Genomic DNA, 23,554 nt, shown 5'->3' on the forward strand with positions numbered 1-23,554 from the left:
CATTTGAGTTATAAGTTAGTACAAATTTTACTAAGTCAGCAGCTTTTACAGCATACCGCCATCTACCGGGATGACCTGCCCGGTAATGTAAGTAGCCATATCAGAGGCCAGGAAGATGCAGGCATTGGCTACGTCTTCAGTTTCGCCGGCACGTTTCAGCGGGATGTCCTGCGTCCAGCCCTCTACTACTTTAGGGTCAAGCACCTCGGTCATTTCGGTTTTAATAAAGCCGGGGGCAACCACGTTGGCGCGGATATTACGCGAGCCCAACTCTTTGGCAATGGATTTGGTAAAGCCGATGATACCCGCCTTAGAGGCGGCATAGTTGGCCTGGCCGGGATTGCCCTTTACGCCCACTACCGAACTCATGTTGATAAACACCCCTGCGCGGGCCTTCATCATCGGCTTGGAAGCCGCCTTGGTAATGTTGAATACCGATTTCAGGTTCACTTCCAGCACATCGTCCCAGTTTTCCTCCGTCATGCGGATAAGTAGACCATCTTTGGTGATGCCGGCATTGTTCACCACAATGTCCAGTGTGCCGAAATCAGCCATAATATCGGTAATCAGTTGGTCGGCTTCGTTAAACTTCGAGGCATCAGAGCGGTAACCCTTTACCTTAAGGCCATCGGCCTGTAATTCCTGCTCCAGCGCCTGGCCTTTTTCTACCGATGACAGGTAAGTGAAAGCTACATTGGCGCCATGTTCAACAAACTTTGCCGCTATGGTGCGGCCTATTCCTTTTGATGCACCGGTAATCAGTGCCGTTTTTCCTTCTAACAGTTTCATTCCGTTCCTCGGGCTTTATTTTAGCGGCGTGAAGATAGGAATTTTTTGTTCATTGGGCATTAGTTCATTGGGCATTAGTTCATTGGGCATTAGTTCATTGGGCATTAGTTCATTGGTCATTGTTCATTGGTTCATTGGGCATTGGGCATTAGGCATTAGTTATTGGGTCATTAGTCATTGGTAAATTTGGCGTTGTCTTAATATTTATTAATACATTACAGATGCACAAAGCTACCGGCAATAAAAATTTTACTTTAAGCCCCAAAAACTCCTGCTCAATGGACAAATGCCCAATGACAAATGAACCAATGACCAATGACAAATGAACCAATGCCTAATGCCCCAAACGGTAGAAAACTTTTACGATGAACTGAGCGGCCGTTACACCGACCTGATCAGCCGCTGTGTACCGCGTTACCAGGAAATGTTTGATAACCTTTTTTATTACCTGCCCGATAATTTGCAGCCCAAGCAGCTATTAGATCTGGGTTGCGGTACTGGCAACTTAACGGCTGCGGCGCTGCAACACTTCCCGGAGGCCAGGATACACGCGCTGGATTTATCGGCTGATATTTTAGCCGGGTGCAAACAACGCTTTGCCGCCCACCCCAATTTGCAGTACTACCAGCAGGATTTTAGCCAATTGCAGTTTGCGCCCGAAAGCTTTGACCTGGTAATCTCCAGCATTGCCATCCACCATGTGCCCGATGCAAAGAAGGCGGATGTATACCGGCAGGTGTATGACTTACTAAAACCGGGCGGCGTATTCACCTTTGCCGACCAGACCCGAGGCGCTACCGGAGAAATTTACCAGAAACACATTGCCCGCTGGCAGCAGGAGGCCTGTAAATTAGGTTCAACTGAGGCCGACTGGCAACTCTGGATGGCACACCAGGAAGCGCATGATTACCATGCCCCGGTATACTGGCACCTGCAACAACTGGAAGCCGCAGGGTTTAAGGAGGTGGATGTGATTTGGAAAAATATCATGTGGGCCGTGGTAAGCGGGCGGAAGTAGATTTCAGGGTAACTTCAGTACGTTGGTGTTGGTGTGGTCTGAAATGAGAAGCTCATGCTTTAATGCATTGTATTTGATTTGGAAATCGTAAGTATCCAATTTGTTTTGAGAACCTTTTATGGATGGAGTGTACCTTCTTGCATTCCATACCTGATATTGACGACTGAAAATATTTCTTTGAATTCCAGGCAGCCACTTATATAGCTTGTATACTGAAACCCGGGCATCACGGTTATCAGAAAGTGCATTACCCAAATTATATTGTCTGAAAATTATATCATCAGAAATTTGAATCGTACGGTCTGCATCTAAGTCAGCAATGATAAAACCTAATCCTAATAAACCTATGGTTGATGATAAATAACCTATTCCGAAGACCATGAGCATTGTTAAAGCCGCAGTGATTTTAAGGATAATATTTTTAACAGTGTAGGCCCAAAAAAGAATGACAGAAATAGTGAGGTATATAATTGTACAGAGAAAAAAATTAAAGTTTTCTGAAACTGTTGAAATTTTGACTGATATGCAAAATAGAATGATAGCACTCAAAATGAATAATACTATTATCCATGTTTTGCGTAGCTTTTTATGGTTTTTGGTTAACCGGATAAAGAATAAAGCTAAGATGGGATATGTAAAAAGCGCGGCAGCAATAATTAAAACGAGGCCCATTGTTATTTAAACTAAATGCTTTTAAATTTTCCCTTCCAAGAAGTAATTCTATCTTTCAAATCATGGATATAGATAAACCTGCCTTCTTCAGCTTTTATAATCATCTCCTTGACCTGTGGTAACGTTAATGGCAAGCTTGGAGATGTGTAATTATCCTGATGTAGTCCCTTCACTTTGCTCATAGTCAAATATAAATACAAATAGTTTAATAGTTTGCTGCTTTATTTCAAACGCCACCACCGTTTTTTTGTTACGGATATGTCTATCGTACACTCAAAGCTATGTTTACTGCAAAAATTATCCGCCATCGCCATAAATTTCATCATTACATGAATGATGACCTGAAATCTGTAACAGAAGACACGCATTTTAAGATCGTTTTCTCGGAACCTGCCGAAATGGACCTGTTTAAACAGTGGATAACCGACCATGAGGGCGAATACAAATACAACAAGGAAGAAAGCAAACAGGAGGGCCACTTCCCTAAAGTGCCCATGTTTCATGATGAGTTTTGCTGGTGCGATATCATGACCTATTACCTGCTGCATGTGGCCGGTTATACGTTTTATTCTACCATTCATCCCTACAAAGGCGAAGTGTATATTAAGGGGTAATTTCTCTGGCGGAATTGTATCTGAATCAGGGCTATCTCACTAAGGGGCGATTGCTATCATGAGTGGCTTCTTTACGCATTGCCCGAAATTGCTTATCTTGTTCGCCCTTCTTTTGATGAAGGCGCTGCAAAATGATCAAACACGAAATCAAGATAGCTTTTGAGGAATATGCTTCAATAGATGAACTCCGCCCCGCCGACCGGCGCATCTGCCTTGAAGCGGAAAAGGCGCTGGGCAACTCCCATTCGCCCTACTCTAATTTTAAGGTAGGGGCGGCCCTGCAGTTGCAAAGCGGCCGTGTGGTGTCGGGCAGTAATCAAGAGAATGCAAGCCTATCCCTCCGGGCTGTGTGCCGAGCGCGTGGCGCTGTTTTATTGGGGCGCTAATTATCCCGATGATCCTATTGATACTATGGCTGTAACCGCCCATACAAACTCATTTGCCATTACACAGCCGGTTACTCCATGCGGCTCCTGCCTGCAGGTACTGGCCGAATATGAAAAGCAGCAGCAGCAGCCTGTTCGCATCATCCTGCATTGCCAGGGTGGCCCGGTGTGGGTGGCCGCAGGCATTGAAAGTTTTTTACCATTTTTGTTTTTTGAAGACCGTTTGATACCGAAATTATGAAAGCGAAATTTGCTATGCTGATGGCCGGCCTGCTTTGGTTCAGCGCCGCATCTGCCCAAAAAGGCTTCCCGTTTGACGATGAGATCCGTGCTTACCAGCACCAGGACAGTTTGCATAAGCCTGCCCCCGGCGGCATCCTGTTTATCGGCAGTTCCTCCATCCGCAAGTGGACGGATGCGCCGGAGCGGTTTGCCGGGGCGCCGGTAATTATGCGCGGCGTAGGCGGCTCCGAGCTGTGGCAGTGGGTGAAATATTATATGCCTTATGTGGCCTACCCGTACAAGCCGGCCAAACTGTTTTTATATGCAGGCGAAAATGATATTGCCGGCGGCTGCACCGCCCTGCAGGTAACCGCCGATTTTAAAAAGTTGTGGGCCATGATACGGCAGCATTTGCCGCAAACCGAAATCTACTTCATGTCAATAAAGCAAAGCCCGGTACGTGCAAAAAATTATACTGAGGTTTTGCTGGCCGATAACCTGATCCGCGGTTACCTCACCGGCAGGCCGCGCAGCCATTATATGGATGTAAATACTACGCTGCTCAATAAAAAGACTTCCATCCCGGATTCTTCCCTGTTCGAATCTGATTACCTGCACCTTAACCACAAAGGGTATGACAGGTGGGAGCGGGTGCTTAAAAAGGATGTGAAAAAATAATACAACGCAAAAAGGCCGCACGAGCGGCCTTTTTACATCAAACAAAATAAAACACTATGATTTAAAAACAGAGTGTACGTTGGTAATCTTCCAGCCGGCAGTGGTGTTGGCCAGGGTTACATAGTTGGTGCGGGTAAAGTCGGCGTACTTCATGTTCACTTTTACCACGGTTATATCGTCGCTGCTTTCTACCACTGAGGTAGTTACGGTGCATTGCTGCTGAATGTTCTTGTTCTCCTTCAGGAAAGCCATGATGGAGCTTTTATCAGAGGTGATCACCTGGTTGCCGTGCACCATGCTGAATTGTACATTGTTATCCAGCACATCCTCAATGCCTTTAAGGTTGCCGTGGCACATGGCATCTACATAAGTGTAGATAGCGTAATCATTCAACGGGAGTACGGTGGTATTGTCGGCTTTGGCAGCGGCGAAAGTGGTGAATAAAACTAAGGCGGTTAAAAATACTTTTAAGGTTTTCATCTTATTGTTAGTTAAGGTGGTTAAATATGTTTTTGTTATTTATACCCATAAGACACTGCCCTGATACGAAACGTTACAAGAAATTTGTTTTTATTTATGATTTAACATATCTTAACAGATTTTTTGCAATAAATTTTAATTAAATATCTGACAATTAAGTATTTATATCAGTGATTGAGTTTACAGCCATCATTTTAAAGTTTGGTGAGCAGGGCGAAAAAACCGGCTGGACGTATATTGATGTACCTGCCGACCTGGCCCAGCAATTGAAACCCGGCAACAAAAAATCTTTCCGGGTAAAGGGGAAGCTGGACAACCATTCCATTGACGGGCTGGCGCTGGTGCCGATGGGCGAAGGCAATTTTATACTGTCCTTAAACGCCGGTTTGATGAAGGCGATGGGCAGGCGGCCCGGTGCCATGCTGAAGGTGCAACTGGAAGTGAACGACACCTTTAAATTTATTGTGCCTGCCGAATTGCTGGAATGCTTTGCCGACGAGCCGGGGGCGCAGGCTTACTTCGGCAGTTTGGCCGAGGCGCACCGGGGCTACTTTATCAAGTGGATAGACGGTGCCAAAACCGCGCCCACGCGGGCCAGCCGTATAGTGCATACGCTGAATGCACTGAGCCGCAAAATGGATTATGCACAGATGATACGCTCGCTTAAAAAGCCTGAATTTTAACTGTATATTTGGCGGTTTACAGCTTAAATTTAGCTGTATTTTCATTATATTTGTCTAAGAATTTTAGCAATTTTCCTGTCGCCCAACCGCCGGCAGGAAAAGTAGTTTACCATGTCAGATACACCCGATAGCAACGAAACCCTGCATAACATCATCCCGCTCGACGGCCTTTACGAAAACTGGTTTTTAGATTATGCCTCCTACGTAATTCTGGACCGGGCCGTGCCGCATATCTTCGACGGGTTGAAACCCGTACAGCGCCGCATCCTGCACTCGCTGAAGGAAATGGACGACGGGCGGTTTAATAAAGCGGCCAACGTAATTGGTAACACCATGAAGTATCACCCGCACGGGGATGCCTCTATTGGTGATGCCATGGTGCAGATCGGGCAGAAGAATTTACTGATTGATTGCCAGGGCAACTGGGGCGACCCCATCACCGGCGATTCGGCTGCCGCGCCGCGTTATATTGAGGCACGGTTATCCAAATTTGCCAACGATGTGGTGTTCAACCCTGATACCACCGACTGGCAGGCCAGCTATGACGGCCGTAACCGTGAGCCGATTACGCTGCCGGTAAAGTTCCCGCTGCTGCTGGCACAGGGCGCCGATGGTATTGCGGTTGGGCTGGCCACCAAGATAATGCCCCATAACTTTATTGAACTGCTGGATGCAGCCGTTGAGGTGCTGAATGGAACCCGGCCTAATCTGATGCCCGACTTTCCGACCGGCGGCTCGGCCGATGCCACTCTGTATAATGAAGGGCAGCGCGGTGGCAAGATCAGGGTGCGGGCCAAGATCAGCGAGCGCGACAAGAAAACGCTGGTGATTACCGAGGTGCCGTTTACCACTACCACCGGCGGCCTGATTGAAAGCGTGATCAGCGCCAACGATAAAGGCAAGATCAAAATTAAAAAGATTGAGGACAACACTGCCAAGAACGTAGAGATTGTAGTGCACCTGGCGCCGGGCATATCGCCCGATGTAACCATTGATGCGCTGTATGCCTTTACCGATTGTGAGGTTTCCATATCGCCCAATACTTGTGTGATACAGGATGATAAGCCGCGCTTTGTAAGCGTGAACGACATCCTGACCGAAAGCGCCAACCATACCCGCGGCCTGCTGAAGCAGGAATTGCAGATACGGCTGAACGAATTGATGGAAAGGATATTTTTCAGTTCCCTGCTCAAGATCTTTATTCAGCAAGGCATGTACAAGCACCCGGACTATGAAAATTCCGGCAACTTCGAGGTGGTGGTACAGGTGCTTAATAACTTGTTCGCCCCGTTTTTAGACCAGTTTTACCGGCCCATACAGCCCGAAGACTATAAACGGCTGATTGATAAGCCCATGAGCAGCATTACCCGCTTTGATGTAAAGAAGGCGGACGAGCAGATGAAGGCGCTGAACAATGAGATCAAAGATGTAAAACACCATTTAAAGCACCTTACTGATTATACGATTGCCTGGTTTGAAAAATTAAAGGAAAAATACGGCAAGGGCCGGGAACGCAAGACCGAACTGCGGGCCTTCGACAGGGTAGAGGCCTCGCAGGTGGCGCTGGCCAATATAAAGCTCTACGTAAACCGTCAGGATGGTTTCATTGGCAGCGGTTTAAAGAAAGACGAGGCAGTAGAGTACGTGGGCGACTGCTCTGATATTGATGATATCATTGTGTTCAGGGGCGATGGCCGCTGCATCATTACCCGTATGCAGGACAAGATTTTTGTGGGTAAGGACATCATCCATGTGGCGGTGTTTAAAAAGAACGACGAGCGCACGGTGTACAACCTGATTTATAAGGATGGCGAAAGCGGTACCGCATTCATTAAACGCTTTTCTGTTTTGGGCATTACGCGCGATAAGGAGTATGACCTTACCAAGGGCACTAAAGGCAGCCGGGTGCTGTATTTCTCTGCCAACCCCAACGGCGAAGCTGAGTTGGTGAATGTACAGTTGAGGGCGCACTCCAAGCTGAAAAAGCTGCAGTTCGATGAAGACTTTGCCGCCATTGCCATTAAGGGGCGCAGTTCTATTGGTAATGTGGTAACAAAGTATCCGGTTAAAAAGGTTGTATTTAAATCGAAAGGCGTATCCACACTGGCCGGCCGCAAAATATGGTTCGACCCGACTTTAAAACGTTTGAACGTAGATGGCAGAGGGGCTTACCTGGGCGAATTTGACGGTGATGATAAGATACTGATGGTGCATCCCGGTGGTATGTATGAATTGAGCACTTTCGACCTGAACAACCACTTTGACGACAAACTGCTGTTAATGGAAAAATATGATGCCGAAAAGGTATTCTCTGTAATCCATTACGATGGCAAATCGAAAAACTACCTGGTGAAGCGTTTTGTATTCGAAAACATGGTACCGGGCCGGCAAACCAGTTTGATCAGCGAGGAGGCGGGTTCAAAATTAGTGGTGATCTCCGGTGCTGCCCAGCCGGTAGTAAAGGTAGAGCAGCTAAAGGGTAAAGCCCAGCAGCAGGAACTGGTGGAACTGAACCTTGCCGACCTGATTGAGGTAAAAGGCATGAAGGCGATGGGCAACCGCTTATCGGTACATGCCGTACAAACGGTAGAACTATTGGCCGAGCACGACGATGAAACCGATGTGCCCGACCCTGCACCCGACTCGGTAGAAGATACGGAAGCCGTGCAAACCCCGGAAGATAAGCGAAGCATTGACGTAGCCCCCGCAAAACCGCCAAAGCCGGTAACCTTAGAAATTACCAACCCCGAAGCGGTAACCGATGAGGACAGCACGCAATTGGGGCTGTTTTAAAAGTGATATAATGCTTATATACTGTTTAAATAAATAAATAAATAAATTGTCATTTCGACCGGAGGGAGAAATCTTCGGCATTTAGGAATAAAGCTGCCCCCTAAATATTTGTGCAGAACAGTGTATAAATACCACCAGTTGTCATTGCGGGGTACGAAGCAATTCCGTAGCCATACATCTTCGCCCTGTATATGACGAGATTGCTTCGTACCTCGCAATGACATGGTTAGGTTAGCTTTATACCGAAATTCCCTTGGGATATACGCTTACCTGTAAACTATGGACTGCTAATCATTACAGTTTTGCTGCAAACAGGTAATTACTGCGGCGCAGATTAACAAGTCATGCATCTCAATTCGTTTTGCAGGTAAGTTAAAAATTTCGCAGAAGCAATACATTTGTATAAACGTGTTACAGATGATGCCCTTAAAAAGTTATTTGCTACTTTAACAGATTATCCGGCAAACAACTTTTAATAATCTTCTTTTCATAAGGCGGGATGAGTAATATTGTATTATTGCTTATTCCACCTGTTTTAAAAATGCTCCTTTCCATGATCTCTGTAACCGAAGCGCTCCGGATTATCCTGCAGCAAGCCAAAAACCTGGGTACCGAAGAACTGCCCCTGCTGCAATGTACAGGCCGAACGCTGGCCCAGGAGGTATTGGCCGACCGCGACTTTCCGCCCTATAACCGGGTAACCATGGATGGTATTGCCATACAGAAGGAAGCTTTTGCAGGTGGCCGGCGCACCTTTAGTGTTCAGGGTGTACAGGCTGCCGGTCGGCCGGCGCAAAATTTAAACAGTGCTGAGCAATGCCTGGAGGTAATGACCGGCGCTGTGCTGCCCGGATATGCGGATGCGGTAATCAGGTATGAAGACTGCACGATTGAAAACGGAGTGGCTACGGTACACTTAGCAACGGTTGACCTGATGCAGAATGTACATCAGCAAGGTACCGATATGGCCGCCGGTGCGGTATTGGTACCCCAGGGCCAGTACATAACTCCCGGTGTAATTGCAGCCCTGGCAAGCGTTGGCATCAGCCGTGCACAGGTATACCGCTTGCCCGGCATTGCCGTTTGTGCTACCGGCGATGAACTGGTGGAGGTTGACCAGCTGCCCCTGCCGCACCAGATACGGCAATCCAACAGCTATATGCTGGCTGCAGCCCTGGCACAGCAGGGTATAGTGGCCGACCGTTACCACCTGATTGACGAGCCCAACGAAATGCGCCTTCAGCTGGAAAACATCATCAGCCAGTACGATGCCATCCTGTTTTCGGGCGCGGTATCTAAGGGCAAGTTTGATTACCTGCCGGGGGTATTGCAGGAGATGGGGATGCAGCAGTTGTTTCACAGCATTGCACAGCGGCCGGGCAAGCCCTTCCTGTTCGGCACCTTTCCTGACCAGGCGCTGGTGTTCGCCTTTCCGGGCAATCCGGTTTCTACCTTTGTGTGCTTCGAAATATACTTTAAGGCCTGGCTGCAACAGCAGTTGCACCAGCAACGCATACCCATCAAAGCGCATTTAACGCAGCCGGTTATCTTTAAGCCCGAACTTACCTACCACATCCCTGCCCAACTCACCTGGCACGAGGGCGAAGCCTGGGTAACCCCGATGCTGATGTCTACTTCGGGCGATATGACGGTACTCTTGCAGGCCAATGCCCTCATCAGCCTGCCTGCCGACCGCCAGCAATGGGCAGAAGATGAACTGGTGGAGGTGCTGCCACTCTGATAAACTTTGTCATCCTGAGCGTTAGCGAAGGACTTTTTACAAAAAAATTTAATCCTGCTGATAAAGAGGCTCTTCTATTTCAACAAATCGGCCGAACTTAAAAATACCTCGTTGAGTTTGGTATTGAGACTGGCTGGCACCATACAAGATAATATATACATTTTGGTTCCAACAAACAGCATGTGCGTAAACAGCTTACTTTTGTTGGTATTTTCAGTTCCCGTAATATTATAAATATTATAGGTCTTCCATTTATCTACGGTCATATCTCCAAAGCTGTAATTCAGCTTTTTCTCTGTAAAACCTTGCTTTAATCCTTCAGCAAACTCTGGCTTGTCTACCATTTCTGCCAGCGCGTTTGCATCCATATGGGTTGCTGCGGCAAAATCTACCACAGCCGCAACGTATTGTATACTGTCTTTTCCTTTAACGCTATAGCTATCACCACCATTCTTGGTGATCTTTTGAGGGGTAGTCGGAAACTTTACCGACACGGTTTCGTCCAGTTTTTGGGTTACCCAACCGGTTTGAGCTTTAGCCGCCGCCGATAACAGCAGTACAAATAACAGCACGTAGTAAGTTTTTTGCATGGTAATTGATTTTACGGTAAATGTATCATTTAGACTCTAAAATACAATCATCGCGTGATAAAGCTGTTTGACGTTGTATTAAACTATAAAAACGTCTTGCTTTCTATTTCAACCATTGGAAAAATTTCTTTGGAGAGCGGACTTACGCCAAAAGATTTTCTTTCATAATCCGTTGAAATGATAAATTAATTTTTCCAGCAGCCTGTGAGATTATGTTTGTAAATACTTTTAAAAGCAGAAGGTCAACTCCAAAACTACAATCAGCATTTTACTGTTGTAATGTATAAGGCAAGCATGAAAGAGATTGAAGACATTATTAAAGCGTTTGATGCTGCACAGCAGCAGGGCAGGCAAACGGCACTGGCTACGGTGGTAAAGGTAGAAGGCTCGTCCTACCGCCGGGCAGGCGCCCGTATGCTGGTTACCGAAGACGGGCAGCTTACCGGCGCCATTAGCGGCGGTTGCCTGGAAGGCGATGCGCTGCGCAAGGCGCGTTTGGTAATGGCGCAGCAGCAGCCCATGCTGGCTACCTATGACACTACCGACGATGATGATGCCAAGTTAGGCGTAGGCCTGGGCTGCAACGGTATTATCCATATTTTGATAGAGCCTATACATCCGGAGGATGAGCATAACCCGATTGCCCTGTTCAAAAAAATATTGAGTAAAAGGCGTAATGCGGTGCTGGTTACGCTGTTTTCGTTACATAACCGTAAAGGCATACAGCCCGGCACCTGTTTGCTGCTTACTGAAGAAGAGCAGGTTGAAAAATGTAATATGCCCGATTTGCAGCAGCAAATCAACACCGATGCTGCCGAAGCTCTAGCGATTGGCCGCTCCGGCATCCGCAATTATATAGCAGGCGAAAGTGAACTGACCGGCTTTATCGAATTGCTGAAGCCGCCCGTAAACCTGCTGGTGTTCGGGGCCGGCAATGATGCGATGCCGGTGGTGCAAATGGCCGCCGTGCTGGGCTGGCATGTTACCGTAGTGGATGGCCGTACCAATTATGCTGTGCCTGAACGTTTTCCGCAGGCCCGTAAGGTACTGTTGGCCAAACCTGAGCAGGCCTTGTTAACGCTACGGTTTGACAGCCGTACGCTGGCCATACTTATGACGCATAATTACAATTATGATTTAGCCATGCTGCGCGGAATATTGCCCCTGAACCTGCCTTATATCGGCAGCCTCGGCCCCAAAAAGAAGCTGGATCGTATGCTGGAAGAACTGCATCTGGAGAATAGGGGTATCGATCCGCAGCAATTACAATGCGTTTATGGCCCCACCGGATTAGATATTGGTGCCGAAACGGCCGAAGAGATAGCCTTATCCATGTTGTCTGAGATGCAGGCGGTACTGCAAGGCAGGGCGGGTACGCCTTTGCGCAACAAAGCCACCATGATACACAGCCCTGTGGCCGAAATTACCGGTGTGGAGTAAGACCAAGGCATCATGATCGGTATCATCATCTTAGCCGCCGGGGCATCCACCCGTATGGGGCAGCCCAAGCAGGAATTGCAGTTTCAAGGCGAAACCTTGCTACAGCGGTCTATACGGGTTGCAGGTGAGTCGTTAGCACATACCACCGTTGTGGTATTGGGGGCTAATGCCGAAGTGGTATCTGCCTCAACAGATAATCAGCAATGTTCTGTATGTTATAATGCGCACTGGCAGGAGGGCATGTCGTCCAGTATAAAGGAAGGCTTGCAATGGTTGTTACATGCACACCCGGTAATGGAGCAGGTATTGCTGATGCTGTGCGATCAGCCTTTGGTAACCCCGCAGTTGCTCAATCAGCTGATGCGGGCCGGGCAGCAGCAGGCAGGCATCGTGGCCTGCGCTTATCAGGACACCGTTGGTGCGCCGGTGCTGTTCCATCGCCGGTACTTCAACCAATTGCTGTTGTTAACCGGGCAGGAAGGGGCTAAAAAGCTACTGATGAAATTTAGCGGGGCAGTGGTAACTATTCCTTTCAAAGAGGGCGCGGTTGATGTAGATACACCGGAAGATTACCGGAGGTTAAACACGATGCAAAATCCCGGTACTGCGGCATCGCAGCCAGATTAAAAGATACTTTTTTTACCGTTTATGGCGGTTTATCGACTTTTATGGATTTTAATGGCATTTTACTGGTAGTTATACTCTGTAATTTACAGGTCAGAATGCAGTTATCAGTCAATAATATTCCTGAAAGAGGGGTTTAAAATGTAAATTTGGACTGGAAATTTTTACAAGCTTTTGGACAGGAAATTAATTATAGGAACCCGGGGCAGCGAACTGGCCTTATGGCAGGCCAACTTTGTGAAACAGCAGCTGGCCGATCATGGTGTAACCGCCGAACTGAAGATTATTAAAACTCAGGGCGACCGTATTTTAAACCTGAGTTTTGATAAGCTGGAGGGTAAGGGCTTCTTTACCAAAGAGTTAGAAGAAGAATTGCAGGCAGGAAAAATAGACTTGGCGGTACATTCGCACAAGGATCTGCCTACAGAGCATCCGCCGGGGCTCATCATCGCAGCGGTTTCAGAACGGGAAGATCCCTCTGAACTGTTGCTGATTTTGAAGGACTGCGTAGATGTTCGTCATAAATTATCGGTTAAGTACGGTGCTACAGTAGGCACCTCCTCCAATCGCCGTAAAGCACAGTTGCTGGCATTACGTCCTGATCTGGAAATCAAGGACTTACGTGGTAATGTGCCTACCCGTATCAACAAGTTACGCGGCGAAAGCTATGATGCCATTATGCTGGCAAAAGCCGGTGTAAGTCGCTTAAAGATTGATTTAAGTGAGTTTCATGTAGAGGAATTGAAGCCTACCGAGTTTGTACCGGCGCCGGCGCAGGGCGCTTTGGCCATACAGATACGGGAGAACGATACCGGGTTGTATAACTTTCTGCAGCAGTACCTGCACTACCCGCAAGTAGCTGAAGAACTGGCTGTTGAGCGTAATGTGCTCAAGCAGTTTGGGGGCGGCTGCCACATGCCGTTGGGCTGTTATTGCCGCAAGCAGGATGGCATCTACCGGGTATTCACCTCTAAAGCCGATAGCGGCGAGGAACTCCCCGACCGCCTTTTTATTACCGCCGGCACTTCCAACGGGTTGCCCGAAAAAATTGTAAGTTACTACCAGCCGGAGCGTAAATTTCCTGATAAGGTGTTCATTTCCAGGGACATATCAGCACACAGCTATTTTCGCCGGGTGTTGGAAAAGCATAAGATTGAGATTGAGGATCGTTCTCTGATTCGCACAGTGCCTATCATGACCATCCTTAATCCGCATATTTTAAAGGATGTCGACTGGGTCTTTTTTACCAGCAAAAACGCGGTAGAGCATTTCTTTCAGTTACAACCCAAATTCGTGCAAAAACCTAAATTCGGTGTTATAGGCAGCGGATCTGAAGATATGCTGCGCCGCAACGGCTATTTCGCTGATTTTGTGGGTGACAACACCGATACCGCTGTAGTTGGTAAAGAATTTTCTGCACTATGCCAGGGCTGTACTGTGCTGTTTCCGGGTGCTGATAGCCCGATGCGCAGTATACAACGCTGCCTTGATGCGGAAACTAAAATAGTTGATCTGCCAGTATACGAAACCCTGCCTGCTGAGCAGGTGGCCGGTTCTTGTGCCGAAGTATTGGTGTTCACCAGCCCGTCGAATGTGGCGGTATACTTCGAGCATCACCTGTTGGAAAATCATCAGCAGATTATCGCCATTGGTAAATCAACCGGTAAAAAGCTGGATGAGTTGAATATGCCTTACAAGCTGCCTTTTTCGCCCGACGAAGTAGGGCTGGCCGAGGCTGTGTTTGGAATAAATGTGTAATTAGTTCATGATTGATAGTTCATGGTTCATAACCGGAATCAATTTGCCATGAACTATCAACCATGAACTATCAACCAAAAACATGCTACAACGACCAAGAAGAAATCGGAAAAGCGAAGTAATACGCCAGATGGTACAGGAAACCCATCTCAGCGCCGCTAATCTTATTTTTCCGTTATTTATAGTAGAGGGCAATCAGCAGAAAACTGAGGTTTCTTCTATGCCCGGCATCTATCGCTACAGTGTTGATAACTTGCTGCGCGAGGTGGAGAGCTGCATGGCGTTAGGGTTGAAAAGCTTCGATCTTTTTCCGAATATCGAGGAGCAGTTAAAGGATAAGTACGCTACCGAAAGTCATCGCGAAGGCAGCTTGTACCTGCGGGCCATCTCTGAAGTAAAAAAGCATTTTCCTGAAGCTTGCGTCATCACGGATGTAGCGATGGACCCTTACAGCATTGACGGGCACGACGGTATTGTAGAGAACGGGCAGATACTAAACGATGAAACGCTGGAAGTATTAGGTAAGATGGCTTTGGCCCACGCCCGTGCCGGTGCCGATATTATTGCTCCCTCAGATATGATGGATGGCCGCGTGGGGTATATCCGTAAATACCTGGATGAGCATGGGTTCAGCAATGTCTCTATCATGTCTTATTCGGCCAAATATGCCAGCGCATTTTACGGACCGTTCCGGGATGCCTTACAATCGGCACCGAAGTTTGGTGATAAGAAAAGCTACCAGATGAACCCGGCCAACCAGCGCGAGGCGCTGATAGAGGCACGAATGGATGAAGACGAAGGCGCCGATTTCCTGATGGTAAAACCCGCCTTACCGTATCTGGATGTAATTAAACTATTGAAGGATAGCACTGAATTGCCGATAGCAGCCTATAATGTAAGTGGCGAATATGCGATGGTAAAAGCAGCAGTACAAAATGGCTGGCTCAATGAGCAACGGGCCATCACCGAGGTGCTGATGAGCATTCGCAGGGCAGGGGCAACGGCTATTTTGACTTATCATGCTAAGGAAGTATTGTTGAATAAGTGGATATAAAAAGGGCAAATTTTTTAATATAAAAAATGAAAGACGCGACCAATCATATCGTAAACATTAACCTGGCTGAACCGGCGGCAGAGATCAGCCGTGAGAAATCAGCTGAGTTATATACCAAAGCCAAAACCTACTTCCCCGGCGGGGTGAATTCACCGGTGCGGGCTTTTAAATCGGTATACGGTACGCCATTGTTTATACAAAAAGGTGATGGCAGCCACTTGTGGGATGCCGACGGCAATGAATTTGTGGATTACTGCTGCTCCTGGGGGCCGCTGATTTTGGGGCACAATCATCCGGCCGTGCGCGAAAAGGTAATCGAAGTAATGCAGTACGGTATGTCATTCGGTGCGCCAACTGCGTTAGAGAATGAGTTGGCTGAGCTGATTCTTTCTAACAATCGCTTCATCGAAAAAATACGTTTTGTAAGTTCAGGTACCGAGGCGGTAATGTCGGCCATTAGGTTGGCCCGCGGCTATACCAAGCGCAATAAAATACTAAAGTTTGAAGGCTGCTATCATGGCCATGTGGATGCATTGCTGGTAAAAGCCGGTTCAGGTTTAGTTACCTTCGGTGAAACTTCATCGGCAGGTATACCACAATCTTTTGCTGATGAAACTGTTGTGGTTGCATTGAACGACAAAACAGCAGTTGCACAGGCGTTTGAAGAGTTTAAAGATCAGATTGCTGCTATCATCATTGAACCAATACCAGCCAACAATGGCCTGCTGTTGCAGGAACCGGAATTTTTACAATTTCTGCGCGATATATGTACTGCTAATGGTTCATTGTTAATTTTTGATGAAGTAATCTCCGGCTTCCGTGTTGGTTTTGAAGGAGCAGCCGGTTACTACAATATCCAGCCGGATATCATTACTTATGGTAAAATTATTGGCGGTGGCTTGCCAGTGGGTGCTTACGGCGCTTCGGCTGCCATTATGAGCCAGATTTCGCCGGATGGTGCAGTTTATCAGGCCGGTACCTTGTCGGGTAATCCGGTGGCTATGTCAGCCGGTATTGCACAGTTAAGTCAGTTACTGCAACCCGGCTTTTATAAGCAGTTGCATGATAAGACAGAGGGATTTGTAAACGCAGTGCGCAGTTACATCGCGGAGCATAACTACCCGGTAAAAGTGTTCGCTATTGGTTCTGTCTTCTGGTTCGCGTTTACCGAGCAGGAAGCCATCCGCCGTGCGGATGAAATCAATCCGGCCAGTATGGATAACTTTAAATTGATGCATCGTGAATTGCTGAACAGAGGCATCTACTTGGGGCCATCCGGGTATGAAGTTGGCTTTGTATCCTCGGCACATACGGCTGCTGATTTAGAAAAAACACAACAAGCTATATTTCATAGTTTATCATTGATATTTGACAGCCAAATTTAAGTTAATGGTTATGATGAAGCGCCCTTTTGTAATCTTTTACGCCGTAATAATTTACGCTATTGCCGAACTGCTGTGGTGGGGCTATATGCTGGTTACCCTCCAGCCGGCCCGTACCGGCATGATTTTGGGCGAGGGCCTGATGTTTATCAGCGTCATCCTGATTGGTGCCTACCAGTTTCACCGGGCTATCAACAAAGAACGTAAACTGCACGACCAGAAGAAGAACTTCCTGCTTTCGGTAACGCATGAGCTGAAGTCGCCTCTGGCTTCCATCAAATTATACCTTGAAACCATCCAAAAGCGAAGGAGCCTGAGCCAAGAGCAAATTGGAGATTTTATTGGCAAATGCTTGCTGGATGTAGACCGCCTGAATGATATGGTAGAAAATATGCTGCTGGCTTCAAAAATTGAAAACCACTCCTATAACTTTCCCAAGCAGGAATTTAACCTGTCAGTAGTAGTAGACAGCATCGTGAACCGCCTGCAAATCAATAAATGCGATCAGCAGCAGCAATTGATTAATGCCGAGATTGAGCCGCAGGTTCAAATTACCGGCGATAAATTTGCGCTTACTTCGGTAATTACCAACTTGGTTGAGAACGCCGTAAAGTATTCCAAACCCTGCGAAACGGTAGAGGTAAAGCTGTACAGCAAGAATAACAAGGTTTGCTTCCAGGTGGCCGATCATGGCATTGGGATAGCTGATGAGGAGAAGAACCGCATCTTTGAAAAGTTTTACCGGGTAGGAAGTGAGGATACCCGTAACACAAAAGGCACAGGTTTAGGTTTATACATTGTAAAACAGGTGCTGGATAAGCACCGGGCTTCTATACAGGTAAAAGATAACGAGCCTGCCGGAAGTGTTTTTGAAGTTGTTTTCTCTTAACCTTTTGACATATCATTCAAAACTATGCCTAACAAAAAACGAATCCTGCTGGCCGAAGACGAAGAGCACCTGCTCGAAGCCATTAAACTGAACCTGGAGCTGGAAGGCTACAAAGTAAGTACGGCCAATAACGGTAAAAAAGCTTTAAATATATTTAAAGAGGAGCGCTTTAATCTGGTGATACTGGATGTAATGATGCCCGAAGTAGACGGCTTTGTGGTGGCTGAAACCATCCGGCTGGAAAACTCCGAAGTACCTATCATGTTCCTCACCGCCAAGAATACCAATGAGGATAAAATAGCAGGCCTTAAAAAAGGCGCTGATGATTACCTGACCAAGCCGTTCAATCTGGAAGAATTAATTTTGCGCGTAAACAATCTGGTAAAGCGCAGCCTGAAGGGCGACGACCTGAAAGAGTTTAATAGCTACAAGATCGGCGACAAGGTAATTCACTTTAATTCTTTTGAGCTGGTGAATGAGGATGGTTCAATCACCGCACTTACCAAAAAAGAAACCATGCTGCTAAAACTGCTGATAGAGCGCCGTAATGAGGCGGTATCGCGTGAGCAGATATTGGAAACCGTTTGGAATTATGATGTGTATCCGTCTACCCGTACCATTGATAACTTTATTCTGACCTTCCGCAAGTATTTTGAGCCTGATCCTAAAAATCCGGTTTATTTTCACTCTATACGTGGGGTAGGCTATAAGTTTACTGATCAGCACTAAATGTTTACCATCAATGTCCGCCTGATTGTAGGCGGGATATTAATTTTATTGGGTGTTGCCTTTGCATATTACCATACCTATGAGCTGGTAGCGGTAGTAGCATTATTGCTGGTTGCACTGCTAGTAGAGTACTTTAGACAAGGCACATTGGTTTTGGCGGCCAGGCAGTTTCATTTAAAAAATTATGCCAAAGCCGAAGCCTTACTTCATCAAGTGAGCAAGCCTGACTGGCTGAGCAAAAAGCGCCGGGGTTTTTATGAGTACATGATGGGTGGCATCAGCATGCATAAGCCTGATTTTGAAAGTGCCGAATATCATTACGAACAGGCCGCCAAGTACCCGTTGCGCACCGTAAATGACCATATTGCCGCGCTGGTGGCGGTGGCCAATATTGCCCTGCGCAATGGCAAGCCCGAAAAAACGGACGCTTACCTGCAACTGGCTAATCAGCATCAGGATAAATTAACTGCCAAAATGAAGGCGGTAATAGCTGATATACAGCAAAACCTGAAAAACTATAAACCTCAGTAAGGCAGGGATTGCCTTAGATTGAACATGAAAGATTCTTTATTTATCAAAGCTGCATTTTCGCAACCGCATGAACGCCCACCCGTATGGATGATGCGCCAGGCAGGTCGCTTCATGAAGGAGTACTGGGACATCAAAAACAAGCACTCGTTCCTGGAAATGTGCAAAACCCCCGAACTGGCGGCTGATGTAACCATGCTGCCGGTTGATTTGCTAGACATTGATGCGGCTATCCTATTCTCTGATATTCTGGTTACCGGCGAAGCCATGGGCGGCGATTTAAGTTTTACCCAGGGCATAGGCCCACGCTTCGCTAACCCGGTGCGTACCGCTGCTGATATAGAGCGTTTGGATACCGACGTAGTACACAAGCTGCAATATGTTGCCGATGCCATTAAAGTGATACAGCAGCGCCTGAATGGTAAGATACCGCTGATTGGCTTTGCCGGGGCGCCATTTACCGTAATGAGTTACCTGGTTGAAGGTGGTTCTTCAAAGGATTTTAAGCGTACCAAGCTGCTGATGCACAACGAGCCGGAACTGGCGCATGCACTGTTAGCCAAGATAGCTAAGGTAACGGCTGGTTACCTCAACCTGCAGATTGAAGCCGGTGTAAACGCCGTACAAATTTTCGACAGTTGGGCGATGGCACTGGCCTGGGATGATTATAAGGAGTTTTCGCACCGCTATATCACCGAGATCATCAGCAACCTGAACCGTAAAGATATACCGGTTATCTCGTTCTGTAAAGGCAGTTCGGTGTTTGCACCGCTAATGGCCGAAGCCAAACCGGATGTGATTTCCATCGACTGGAATGTGGACCTGCTGGATATGAAGCAGCGTTTACCGGCTCACATTGCCGTGCAGGGTAACTTAGACCCGCACATCCTGTATGCAGATAAAAAAGTAATTAAAGAGCGTATTCACCGCTTGTTTGAGCGCATGCGCGGACAAGATGGCTATATCTTCAATTTGGGTCACGGTATTATGCCCGACATTCCTTTCGATAATGTGAAGTATGCAGTTGAGGTGATTAAGGAATTTAAATATTAACTCCCCGACCCCCTGAATGGGGAAAAGTGGAATCATTAATTTAGGAGATTGTACGTCATTGCAGGATTGAAGCAATAACGTGCTTATTCACAGCATTTCAATAAAGCAATGCTTCTGTTCCCCCTTCAAGGGGTTTGGGGGCGTCCCATTATGTATTTATACCTTAAGTCCATACATATCATTTTTGTAGTCAGCTGGATGGCGGGGCTGTTTTACATTGTGCGCTTGTTCATCTATCATACTGAAGCGCAGGAGAAACCGGAGCAAGAGCGGCGCATCATATCTGCACAGTTTGAAATCATGGAGCGCAAACTGATGAACATTATTACCACGCCGGCCATGCTGCTCACCTTACTGGCCGGTATAGCGATGGTGATTGTCAACCCTTACTGGCTAAGTCAGGGCTGGCTGCAGGTAAAATTAGGCTTTGTTGTGGGGCTAATCGTTTATCACTATATCTGCTACCGCAAAATGCAGCAAATGCGCGGGGGTATCTATACCTGGACTTCTACCCAGCTGCGCATTTGGAACGAAGTGGCAACCATCTTCCTGTTTGCTATCGTCTTTCTGGCGGTGTTAAAAAATGCGGTAAGCTGGATTTACGGATTATTAGGGTTAGTAGCCTTTGCCATTATTGTGATGTCGGCAGTAAAGATTTACAAGTATTACCGGATGAGAAACAAGTGAAACCAATTACTTTTACTGCTTATAAATAACGCCATCCTTCATTACAAAAGCAACCCGTTTAACAGTTTTCATATCTTCAACCGGATTGCCGGTTACCGCTGTCAAATCGGCCAGATAACCGGGTTTAACATTTCCCAGGTTATTTAATCCAAATACTTCCGCATTTACAGAAGTTGCCGAGCGCAGCACCTCCAGAGGCTTCATGCCGTATTCTGCCATCAGCAGCATTTCGCGGGCATTGTCTCCGTGCGTAAATACGCCCACGTCGCCGCCCATGCAAATGGTAACCCCAGCCTTAAGCGCATCACTAAACATGCGGTGCTTCTGCTTCACACCTTCAGGATCAGGGTCAACGCCTTTCTTCCAGCCACGGTAACTGGTAATGGCTTCGGTAGCGGCAAGGGTAGGGCAAAGAGCCACACATTTCGCTTTCATCATTTTAAAGATTTCGGGGGTGCCACCATCGCCGTGCTCAATTGTACGCACACCGGCTGCAATGGCTCGGCGCATGCCTTCCTCAGTGCCCGAATGTACCACCACATACCGGCCGCTGCTGCCTGCCACCTGCACTGTCAGTTTCAATTCATCCAAGGTGAAAGTAGGGGCGGCGGTATTGTTGAAGCCCCAGCGGTAATCGGCATATAATTTAATTACATCAGCGCCGTGCCCAATCTGCGAGCGCACTGCCCGTGTTAATCCGTCAATGCCGTCGGCTTCCTCGGCACCCTGCGGCAGGCCGTGCTCAACAGCTTCATTGTAACCTTTTGGGCCGTAGCTGCCAGTAGCCACTATGGCCCGTGTGGCCGCAAGTATTCGCGGACCGGGAACGATGCCTTTTTGAATAGCCTGTTTTAAACCGGCATCATCATACATCGCCCCTTCAGTACCTAAATCGCGCACGGTAGTAAAACCGGCCATCAGCGTAGCATGGGCATGGTTCACGGCACGGGCCAGCCGCTCGGCCCGGCTTTCGGTAAGTACCTGATCATTCCAGTTGGTTTCGTTGTAAGGGTGCAAAAATAAATGAGAGTGGCCCTCAATCAGGCCGGGCATCAGGGTTTGGCCTTTCAGCTCTATTGTTTTAACATCTGTGGGCAGCTTTGCACCGGCAGGTGTACCTGCATACTCAATCCGGTTACGGTTTACCAGTACTATCCAGCCGGTGTGCAGGTCATGGCCATCAAATACGCGGTCGGGTTTTAAAAGGGTGTATTGCAGGTTAGACGTTGGCTGGGCTTTTACGTTCAGCGTAATTACTAAAAAAATCAGGTAAAAAAGTATCCGGTTTTTCATGTCGGATAAAGATAAAAGTTAGCGCCGCATCACTGCATAAAATCTTTTGTGTACTTTTTAAAAAATATTTGCAACGCCTTGCAACCATTGCCGCCAATGCTTCATCTTGCATATAGCACATGTTACTAAAAAGGATCTATACCACTGAAGAACTTATACAGCGTTGCAAGGTGAACGACCGGAAAGCACAGGAACTGCTGTATAAGCAGTACGCCTCAAAAATGCTGGGGGTATGCCTGCGCTATGCCACCGACAAGATGGAGGCGGAGGATATGATGCAGAATGGTTTCATCAGGGTATTTCAAAAAATTAGTGATTACCGGGGCGAGGGTGCTTTTGAGGGCTGGGTGAGGCGCATTATGGTGCATAGTTCTATTGAGTATTACCGCAAGCACCATAAAATGATGCAGGTAGTAGATATTACTGAAAGCGGATATGATGAAGGAGTAAGTGCTATAGCGCCCGCTAATTTAAGCGCCAGAGACCTGATGAACCTGATACAGCAGCTTTCGCCGGGTTACCGGATGGTGTTTAACATGTATGCTATTGAAGGTTATTCGCACAAGGAGATTGCCGAAACGATGGGGATAAGCGAAGGGGCTTCGAAATCACAATTGTCAAGAGCACGTACGCTGTTAAAGCAGCAAATTGAATTGTTAGAGAAAACGACTTATGGAATTGAACGATAAAGATATTGATCTCCTGTTTAGCAATAGGTTACAGGATTTAGAAGCAGAGCCGTCTGCCGGTACATGGGATAAGATTGCAGCGGGCCTTAACCAGTCTGCTTCAAGAAAAGGTTTAATGCCCTACCTGCGTATTGCAGCCAGCGTATTGATATTACTTGGCGCAGGTACCTGGTTGCTGCTTAAGCAAACGGAAACAGCCGTAAAGCGTGGCAAACGTACCCAAATTACAGCGCGTGTAAGCAGGAAGCCGGTTAATACACAACAGATAGATACTCATATACCTATAACAGTTAGGCAGGAGCAACCGGTAATAATTGCAGCTGTAAAAGGTTCACCCGTAAAGCATCAGTCGCATAACATTGTTCAGCACAACAGTAACGATGATGTGGTTCAGCAACAGGCTGAACAAACTCAGTTAGCTTCACTTACTGTACCTGCTCATACCCTGATTAAGCAGGCGGTAGTGCCTGATGAAATTATCGCGGCGCAGCCGGTTGAAGATAAACCCATATTTAAATCTATAACCGCCTTGCCAATAGTGCAAACGCTGGTATCTGCGCCTGCCGCCAAAACCAAAGCTAAAAAACACGGTATACATAGCCTGGGCGATGTAGTGAACCTGGTAGTGGCCAAGGTAGACAAGCGGAGCGACAAGCTGATAGAGTTTACGGATACCGACGATGATGAAGCTGTAATTACCGGCATCAATCTGGGTTTATTCAGCATTAAGAAAGAACAATAATCATATCCATCCATTATAGA

25 protein-coding genes are annotated in these 23,554 nt (G+C 47.2%); 20 read left to right on the forward strand and 5 right to left on the reverse strand.

The features are described from left to right. Positions 1 to 45: 45 nt before the first annotated feature. Positions 46 to 789, reverse strand: a complete 744-nt coding sequence (gene fabG, locus ACY652_RS13215; protein ID WP_462264851.1) for a 3-oxoacyl-[acyl-carrier-protein] reductase — start codon at positions 787 to 789, stop codon at positions 46 to 48. A 322-nt stretch (positions 790 to 1,111) separates the two neighbouring features. On the opposite strand from fabG, the gene ACY652_RS13220 reads away from it, so the two are divergent. Next, positions 1,112 to 1,807: a class I SAM-dependent methyltransferase gene (locus ACY652_RS13220; RefSeq protein WP_462264852.1), complete on the forward strand. Its 696-nt coding sequence runs from the start codon at positions 1,112 to 1,114 to the stop codon at positions 1,805 to 1,807. A 3-nt stretch (positions 1,808 to 1,810) separates the two neighbouring features. On the opposite strand, the gene ACY652_RS13225 is transcribed toward ACY652_RS13220, so the two are convergent. Beyond that, positions 1,811 to 2,479 (reverse strand): hypothetical protein, encoded by a 669-nt coding sequence (locus tag ACY652_RS13225; RefSeq protein WP_462264853.1) that lies wholly within the window; start codon positions 2,477 to 2,479, stop codon positions 1,811 to 1,813. 281 nt (positions 2,480 to 2,760) lie between these two features. Here ACY652_RS13225 and ACY652_RS13230 point away from each other — a divergent pair, with 281 nt between their 5' ends. The 4 genes from ACY652_RS13230 to ACY652_RS13245 all read left to right on the forward strand — a co-directional run bounded on the left by ACY652_RS13230 (position 2,761) and on the right by ACY652_RS13245 (position 4,379). Next, complete coding sequence (locus ACY652_RS13230; protein ID WP_462264854.1) at positions 2,761 to 3,093, forward strand: hypothetical protein; 333 nt, start codon at positions 2,761 to 2,763, stop codon at positions 3,091 to 3,093. A 131-nt stretch (positions 3,094 to 3,224) separates the two neighbouring features. Beyond that, positions 3,225 to 3,479: a hypothetical protein gene (locus ACY652_RS13235; protein ID WP_462264855.1), complete on the forward strand. Its 255-nt coding sequence runs from the start codon at positions 3,225 to 3,227 to the stop codon at positions 3,477 to 3,479. Further along, positions 3,418 to 3,720, forward strand: a complete 303-nt coding sequence (locus ACY652_RS13240) for a hypothetical protein (protein WP_462264856.1) — start codon at positions 3,418 to 3,420, stop codon at positions 3,718 to 3,720. The genes ACY652_RS13235 and ACY652_RS13240 overlap by 62 nt, the downstream gene beginning before the upstream one ends. After that, complete coding sequence (locus tag ACY652_RS13245) at positions 3,717 to 4,379, forward strand: GDSL-type esterase/lipase family protein (protein WP_462264857.1); 663 nt, start codon at positions 3,717 to 3,719, stop codon at positions 4,377 to 4,379. The genes ACY652_RS13240 and ACY652_RS13245 overlap by 4 nt, the downstream gene beginning before the upstream one ends. Positions 4,380 to 4,433: 54 nt before the next feature. Here ACY652_RS13245 and ACY652_RS13250 read toward each other — a convergent pair whose 3' ends face one another. Further along, positions 4,434 to 4,859 (reverse strand): nuclear transport factor 2 family protein, encoded by a 426-nt coding sequence (locus ACY652_RS13250; protein WP_462264858.1) that lies wholly within the window; start codon positions 4,857 to 4,859, stop codon positions 4,434 to 4,436. 170 nt (positions 4,860 to 5,029) lie between these two features. On the opposite strand from ACY652_RS13250, the gene ACY652_RS13255 reads away from it, so the two are divergent. From ACY652_RS13255 to ACY652_RS13265, 3 genes are all read left to right on the forward strand, one after another. After that, the gene (locus ACY652_RS13255; RefSeq protein ID WP_462264859.1) at positions 5,030 to 5,542 is read left to right on the forward strand and encodes a YdeI/OmpD-associated family protein; all 513 of its coding nucleotides are present in this window, start codon (positions 5,030 to 5,032) and stop codon (positions 5,540 to 5,542) included. A gap of 111 nt (positions 5,543 to 5,653) precedes the next feature. Next, positions 5,654 to 8,335 carry a DNA gyrase/topoisomerase IV subunit A gene (locus ACY652_RS13260; RefSeq protein ID WP_462264860.1) on the forward strand — a complete coding sequence of 894 codons (2,682 nt, stop codon included), beginning with the start codon at positions 5,654 to 5,656 and terminating at the stop codon, positions 8,333 to 8,335. 499 nt (positions 8,336 to 8,834) lie between these two features. Next, a complete protein-coding gene (locus ACY652_RS13265) occupies positions 8,835 to 10,076 on the forward strand; it encodes a molybdopterin molybdotransferase MoeA (RefSeq protein WP_462264861.1) in 1,242 nt (413 codons plus the stop codon). Positions 10,077 to 10,150: 74 nt separating this feature from the next. Here ACY652_RS13265 and ACY652_RS13270 read toward each other — a convergent pair whose 3' ends face one another. Further along, positions 10,151 to 10,666, reverse strand: coding sequence for a hypothetical protein (locus ACY652_RS13270; protein ID WP_462264862.1), 516 nt, complete (start codon positions 10,664 to 10,666; stop codon positions 10,151 to 10,153). A gap of 279 nt (positions 10,667 to 10,945) precedes the next feature. Here ACY652_RS13270 and ACY652_RS13275 point away from each other — a divergent pair, with 279 nt between their 5' ends. The 10 genes from ACY652_RS13275 to hemJ all read left to right on the forward strand — a co-directional run bounded on the left by ACY652_RS13275 (position 10,946) and on the right by hemJ (position 20,810). After that, the gene (locus ACY652_RS13275) at positions 10,946 to 12,106 is read left to right on the forward strand and encodes an XdhC family protein (RefSeq protein WP_462264863.1); all 1,161 of its coding nucleotides are present in this window, start codon (positions 10,946 to 10,948) and stop codon (positions 12,104 to 12,106) included. A gap of 12 nt (positions 12,107 to 12,118) precedes the next feature. Further along, positions 12,119 to 12,733 (forward strand): nucleotidyltransferase family protein, encoded by a 615-nt coding sequence (locus tag ACY652_RS13280; protein WP_462264864.1) that lies wholly within the window; start codon positions 12,119 to 12,121, stop codon positions 12,731 to 12,733. Between the two features lie 171 nt (positions 12,734 to 12,904). Then, positions 12,905 to 14,488, forward strand: a complete 1,584-nt coding sequence (gene hemC / locus ACY652_RS13285) for a hydroxymethylbilane synthase (protein ID WP_462264865.1) — start codon at positions 12,905 to 12,907, stop codon at positions 14,486 to 14,488. 82 nt (positions 14,489 to 14,570) lie between these two features. After that, complete coding sequence (hemB, locus tag ACY652_RS13290) at positions 14,571 to 15,542, forward strand: porphobilinogen synthase (RefSeq protein WP_462264866.1); 972 nt, start codon at positions 14,571 to 14,573, stop codon at positions 15,540 to 15,542. 26 nt (positions 15,543 to 15,568) lie between these two features. Further along, positions 15,569 to 16,927, forward strand: coding sequence for a glutamate-1-semialdehyde 2,1-aminomutase (gene hemL / locus ACY652_RS13295; protein ID WP_462264867.1), 1,359 nt, complete (start codon positions 15,569 to 15,571; stop codon positions 16,925 to 16,927). A gap of 13 nt (positions 16,928 to 16,940) precedes the next feature. Next, positions 16,941 to 17,813 carry a sensor histidine kinase gene (locus tag ACY652_RS13300; RefSeq protein ID WP_462268262.1) on the forward strand — a complete coding sequence of 291 codons (873 nt, stop codon included), beginning with the start codon at positions 16,941 to 16,943 and terminating at the stop codon, positions 17,811 to 17,813. A 24-nt stretch (positions 17,814 to 17,837) separates the two neighbouring features. After that, positions 17,838 to 18,542 (forward strand): response regulator transcription factor, encoded by a 705-nt coding sequence (locus ACY652_RS13305; RefSeq protein ID WP_462264868.1) that lies wholly within the window; start codon positions 17,838 to 17,840, stop codon positions 18,540 to 18,542. After that, positions 18,543 to 19,073 carry a hypothetical protein gene (locus tag ACY652_RS13310; RefSeq protein ID WP_462264869.1) on the forward strand — a complete coding sequence of 177 codons (531 nt, stop codon included), beginning with the start codon at positions 18,543 to 18,545 and terminating at the stop codon, positions 19,071 to 19,073. Positions 19,074 to 19,097: 24 nt separating this feature from the next. After that, positions 19,098 to 20,123: a uroporphyrinogen decarboxylase gene (gene hemE / locus ACY652_RS13315; RefSeq protein ID WP_462264870.1), complete on the forward strand. Its 1,026-nt coding sequence runs from the start codon at positions 19,098 to 19,100 to the stop codon at positions 20,121 to 20,123. Between the two features lie 150 nt (positions 20,124 to 20,273). Then, positions 20,274 to 20,810, forward strand: a complete 537-nt coding sequence (hemJ, locus tag ACY652_RS13320) for a protoporphyrinogen oxidase HemJ (RefSeq protein ID WP_462264871.1) — start codon at positions 20,274 to 20,276, stop codon at positions 20,808 to 20,810. Between the two features lie 12 nt (positions 20,811 to 20,822). On the opposite strand, the gene ACY652_RS13325 is transcribed toward hemJ, so the two are convergent. After that, complete coding sequence (locus ACY652_RS13325) at positions 20,823 to 22,103, reverse strand: metal-dependent hydrolase family protein (protein WP_462264872.1); 1,281 nt, start codon at positions 22,101 to 22,103, stop codon at positions 20,823 to 20,825. Positions 22,104 to 22,222: 119 nt separating this feature from the next. On the opposite strand from ACY652_RS13325, the gene ACY652_RS13330 reads away from it, so the two are divergent. Both ACY652_RS13330 and ACY652_RS13335 read left to right on the forward strand, forming a co-directional pair. Next, on the forward strand, positions 22,223 to 22,792 hold the full coding sequence (locus ACY652_RS13330) for an RNA polymerase sigma factor (protein WP_462264873.1): 570 nt from the start codon (positions 22,223 to 22,225) through the stop codon (positions 22,790 to 22,792). Further along, entirely contained in the window at positions 22,776 to 23,534 is a 759-nt protein-coding gene (locus ACY652_RS13335) for a hypothetical protein (protein WP_462264874.1), read from the forward strand. Before ACY652_RS13330 ends, ACY652_RS13335 begins: the two co-directional genes overlap by 17 nt. Positions 23,535 to 23,554: the final 20 nt, after the last annotated feature.

The organism is Mucilaginibacter sp., assembly GCF_965200995.1.
In the GTDB taxonomy this organism is placed as follows: domain Bacteria; phylum Bacteroidota; class Bacteroidia; order Sphingobacteriales; family Sphingobacteriaceae; genus Mucilaginibacter.

Bases quoted from the DNA above. Each gene is read 5' to 3' on its own strand.
- ACY652_RS13265 (WP_462264861.1), top strand. From the start codon at position 8,835: ATGAGTAATATTGTATTATTGCTTATTCCACCTGTTTTAAAAATGCTC.
- ACY652_RS13275 (WP_462264863.1), top strand. From the start codon at position 10,946: ATGTATAAGGCAAGCATGAAAGAGATTGAAGACATTATTAAAGCGTTT.
- ACY652_RS13250 (WP_462264858.1), bottom strand. From the start codon at position 4,859: ATGAAAACCTTAAAAGTATTTTTAACCGCCTTAGTTTTATTCACCACT.
- hemE (WP_462264870.1), top strand. From the start codon at position 19,098: ATGAAAGATTCTTTATTTATCAAAGCTGCATTTTCGCAACCGCATGAA.
- ACY652_RS13225 (WP_462264853.1), bottom strand. From the start codon at position 2,479: ATGGGCCTCGTTTTAATTATTGCTGCCGCGCTTTTTACATATCCCATC.
- hemL (WP_462264867.1), top strand. From the start codon at position 15,569: ATGAAAGACGCGACCAATCATATCGTAAACATTAACCTGGCTGAACCG.
- ACY652_RS13310 (WP_462264869.1), top strand. From the start codon at position 18,543: ATGTTTACCATCAATGTCCGCCTGATTGTAGGCGGGATATTAATTTTA.
- ACY652_RS13330 (WP_462264873.1), top strand. From the start codon at position 22,223: ATGTTACTAAAAAGGATCTATACCACTGAAGAACTTATACAGCGTTGC.
- ACY652_RS13335 (WP_462264874.1), top strand. From the start codon at position 22,776: ATGGAATTGAACGATAAAGATATTGATCTCCTGTTTAGCAATAGGTTA.
- ACY652_RS13280 (WP_462264864.1), top strand. From the start codon at position 12,119: ATGATCGGTATCATCATCTTAGCCGCCGGGGCATCCACCCGTATGGGG.
- fabG (WP_462264851.1), bottom strand. From the start codon at position 789: ATGAAACTGTTAGAAGGAAAAACGGCACTGATTACCGGTGCATCAAAA.
- ACY652_RS13220 (WP_462264852.1), top strand. From the start codon at position 1,112: ATGAACCAATGCCTAATGCCCCAAACGGTAGAAAACTTTTACGATGAA.
- ACY652_RS13305 (WP_462264868.1), top strand. From the start codon at position 17,838: ATGCCTAACAAAAAACGAATCCTGCTGGCCGAAGACGAAGAGCACCTG.
- ACY652_RS13325 (WP_462264872.1), bottom strand. From the start codon at position 22,103: ATGAAAAACCGGATACTTTTTTACCTGATTTTTTTAGTAATTACGCTG.
- hemJ (WP_462264871.1), top strand. From the start codon at position 20,274: ATGTATTTATACCTTAAGTCCATACATATCATTTTTGTAGTCAGCTGG.
- ACY652_RS13230 (WP_462264854.1), top strand. From the start codon at position 2,761: ATGTTTACTGCAAAAATTATCCGCCATCGCCATAAATTTCATCATTAC.
- ACY652_RS13270 (WP_462264862.1), bottom strand. From the start codon at position 10,666: ATGCAAAAAACTTACTACGTGCTGTTATTTGTACTGCTGTTATCGGCG.
- hemB (WP_462264866.1), top strand. From the start codon at position 14,571: ATGCTACAACGACCAAGAAGAAATCGGAAAAGCGAAGTAATACGCCAG.
- ACY652_RS13245 (WP_462264857.1), top strand. From the start codon at position 3,717: ATGAAAGCGAAATTTGCTATGCTGATGGCCGGCCTGCTTTGGTTCAGC.
- ACY652_RS13260 (WP_462264860.1), top strand. From the start codon at position 5,654: ATGTCAGATACACCCGATAGCAACGAAACCCTGCATAACATCATCCCG.
- ACY652_RS13240 (WP_462264856.1), top strand. From the start codon at position 3,418: ATGCAAGCCTATCCCTCCGGGCTGTGTGCCGAGCGCGTGGCGCTGTTT.
- ACY652_RS13235 (WP_462264855.1), top strand. From the start codon at position 3,225: ATGATCAAACACGAAATCAAGATAGCTTTTGAGGAATATGCTTCAATA.
- ACY652_RS13300 (WP_462268262.1), top strand. From the start codon at position 16,941: ATGAAGCGCCCTTTTGTAATCTTTTACGCCGTAATAATTTACGCTATT.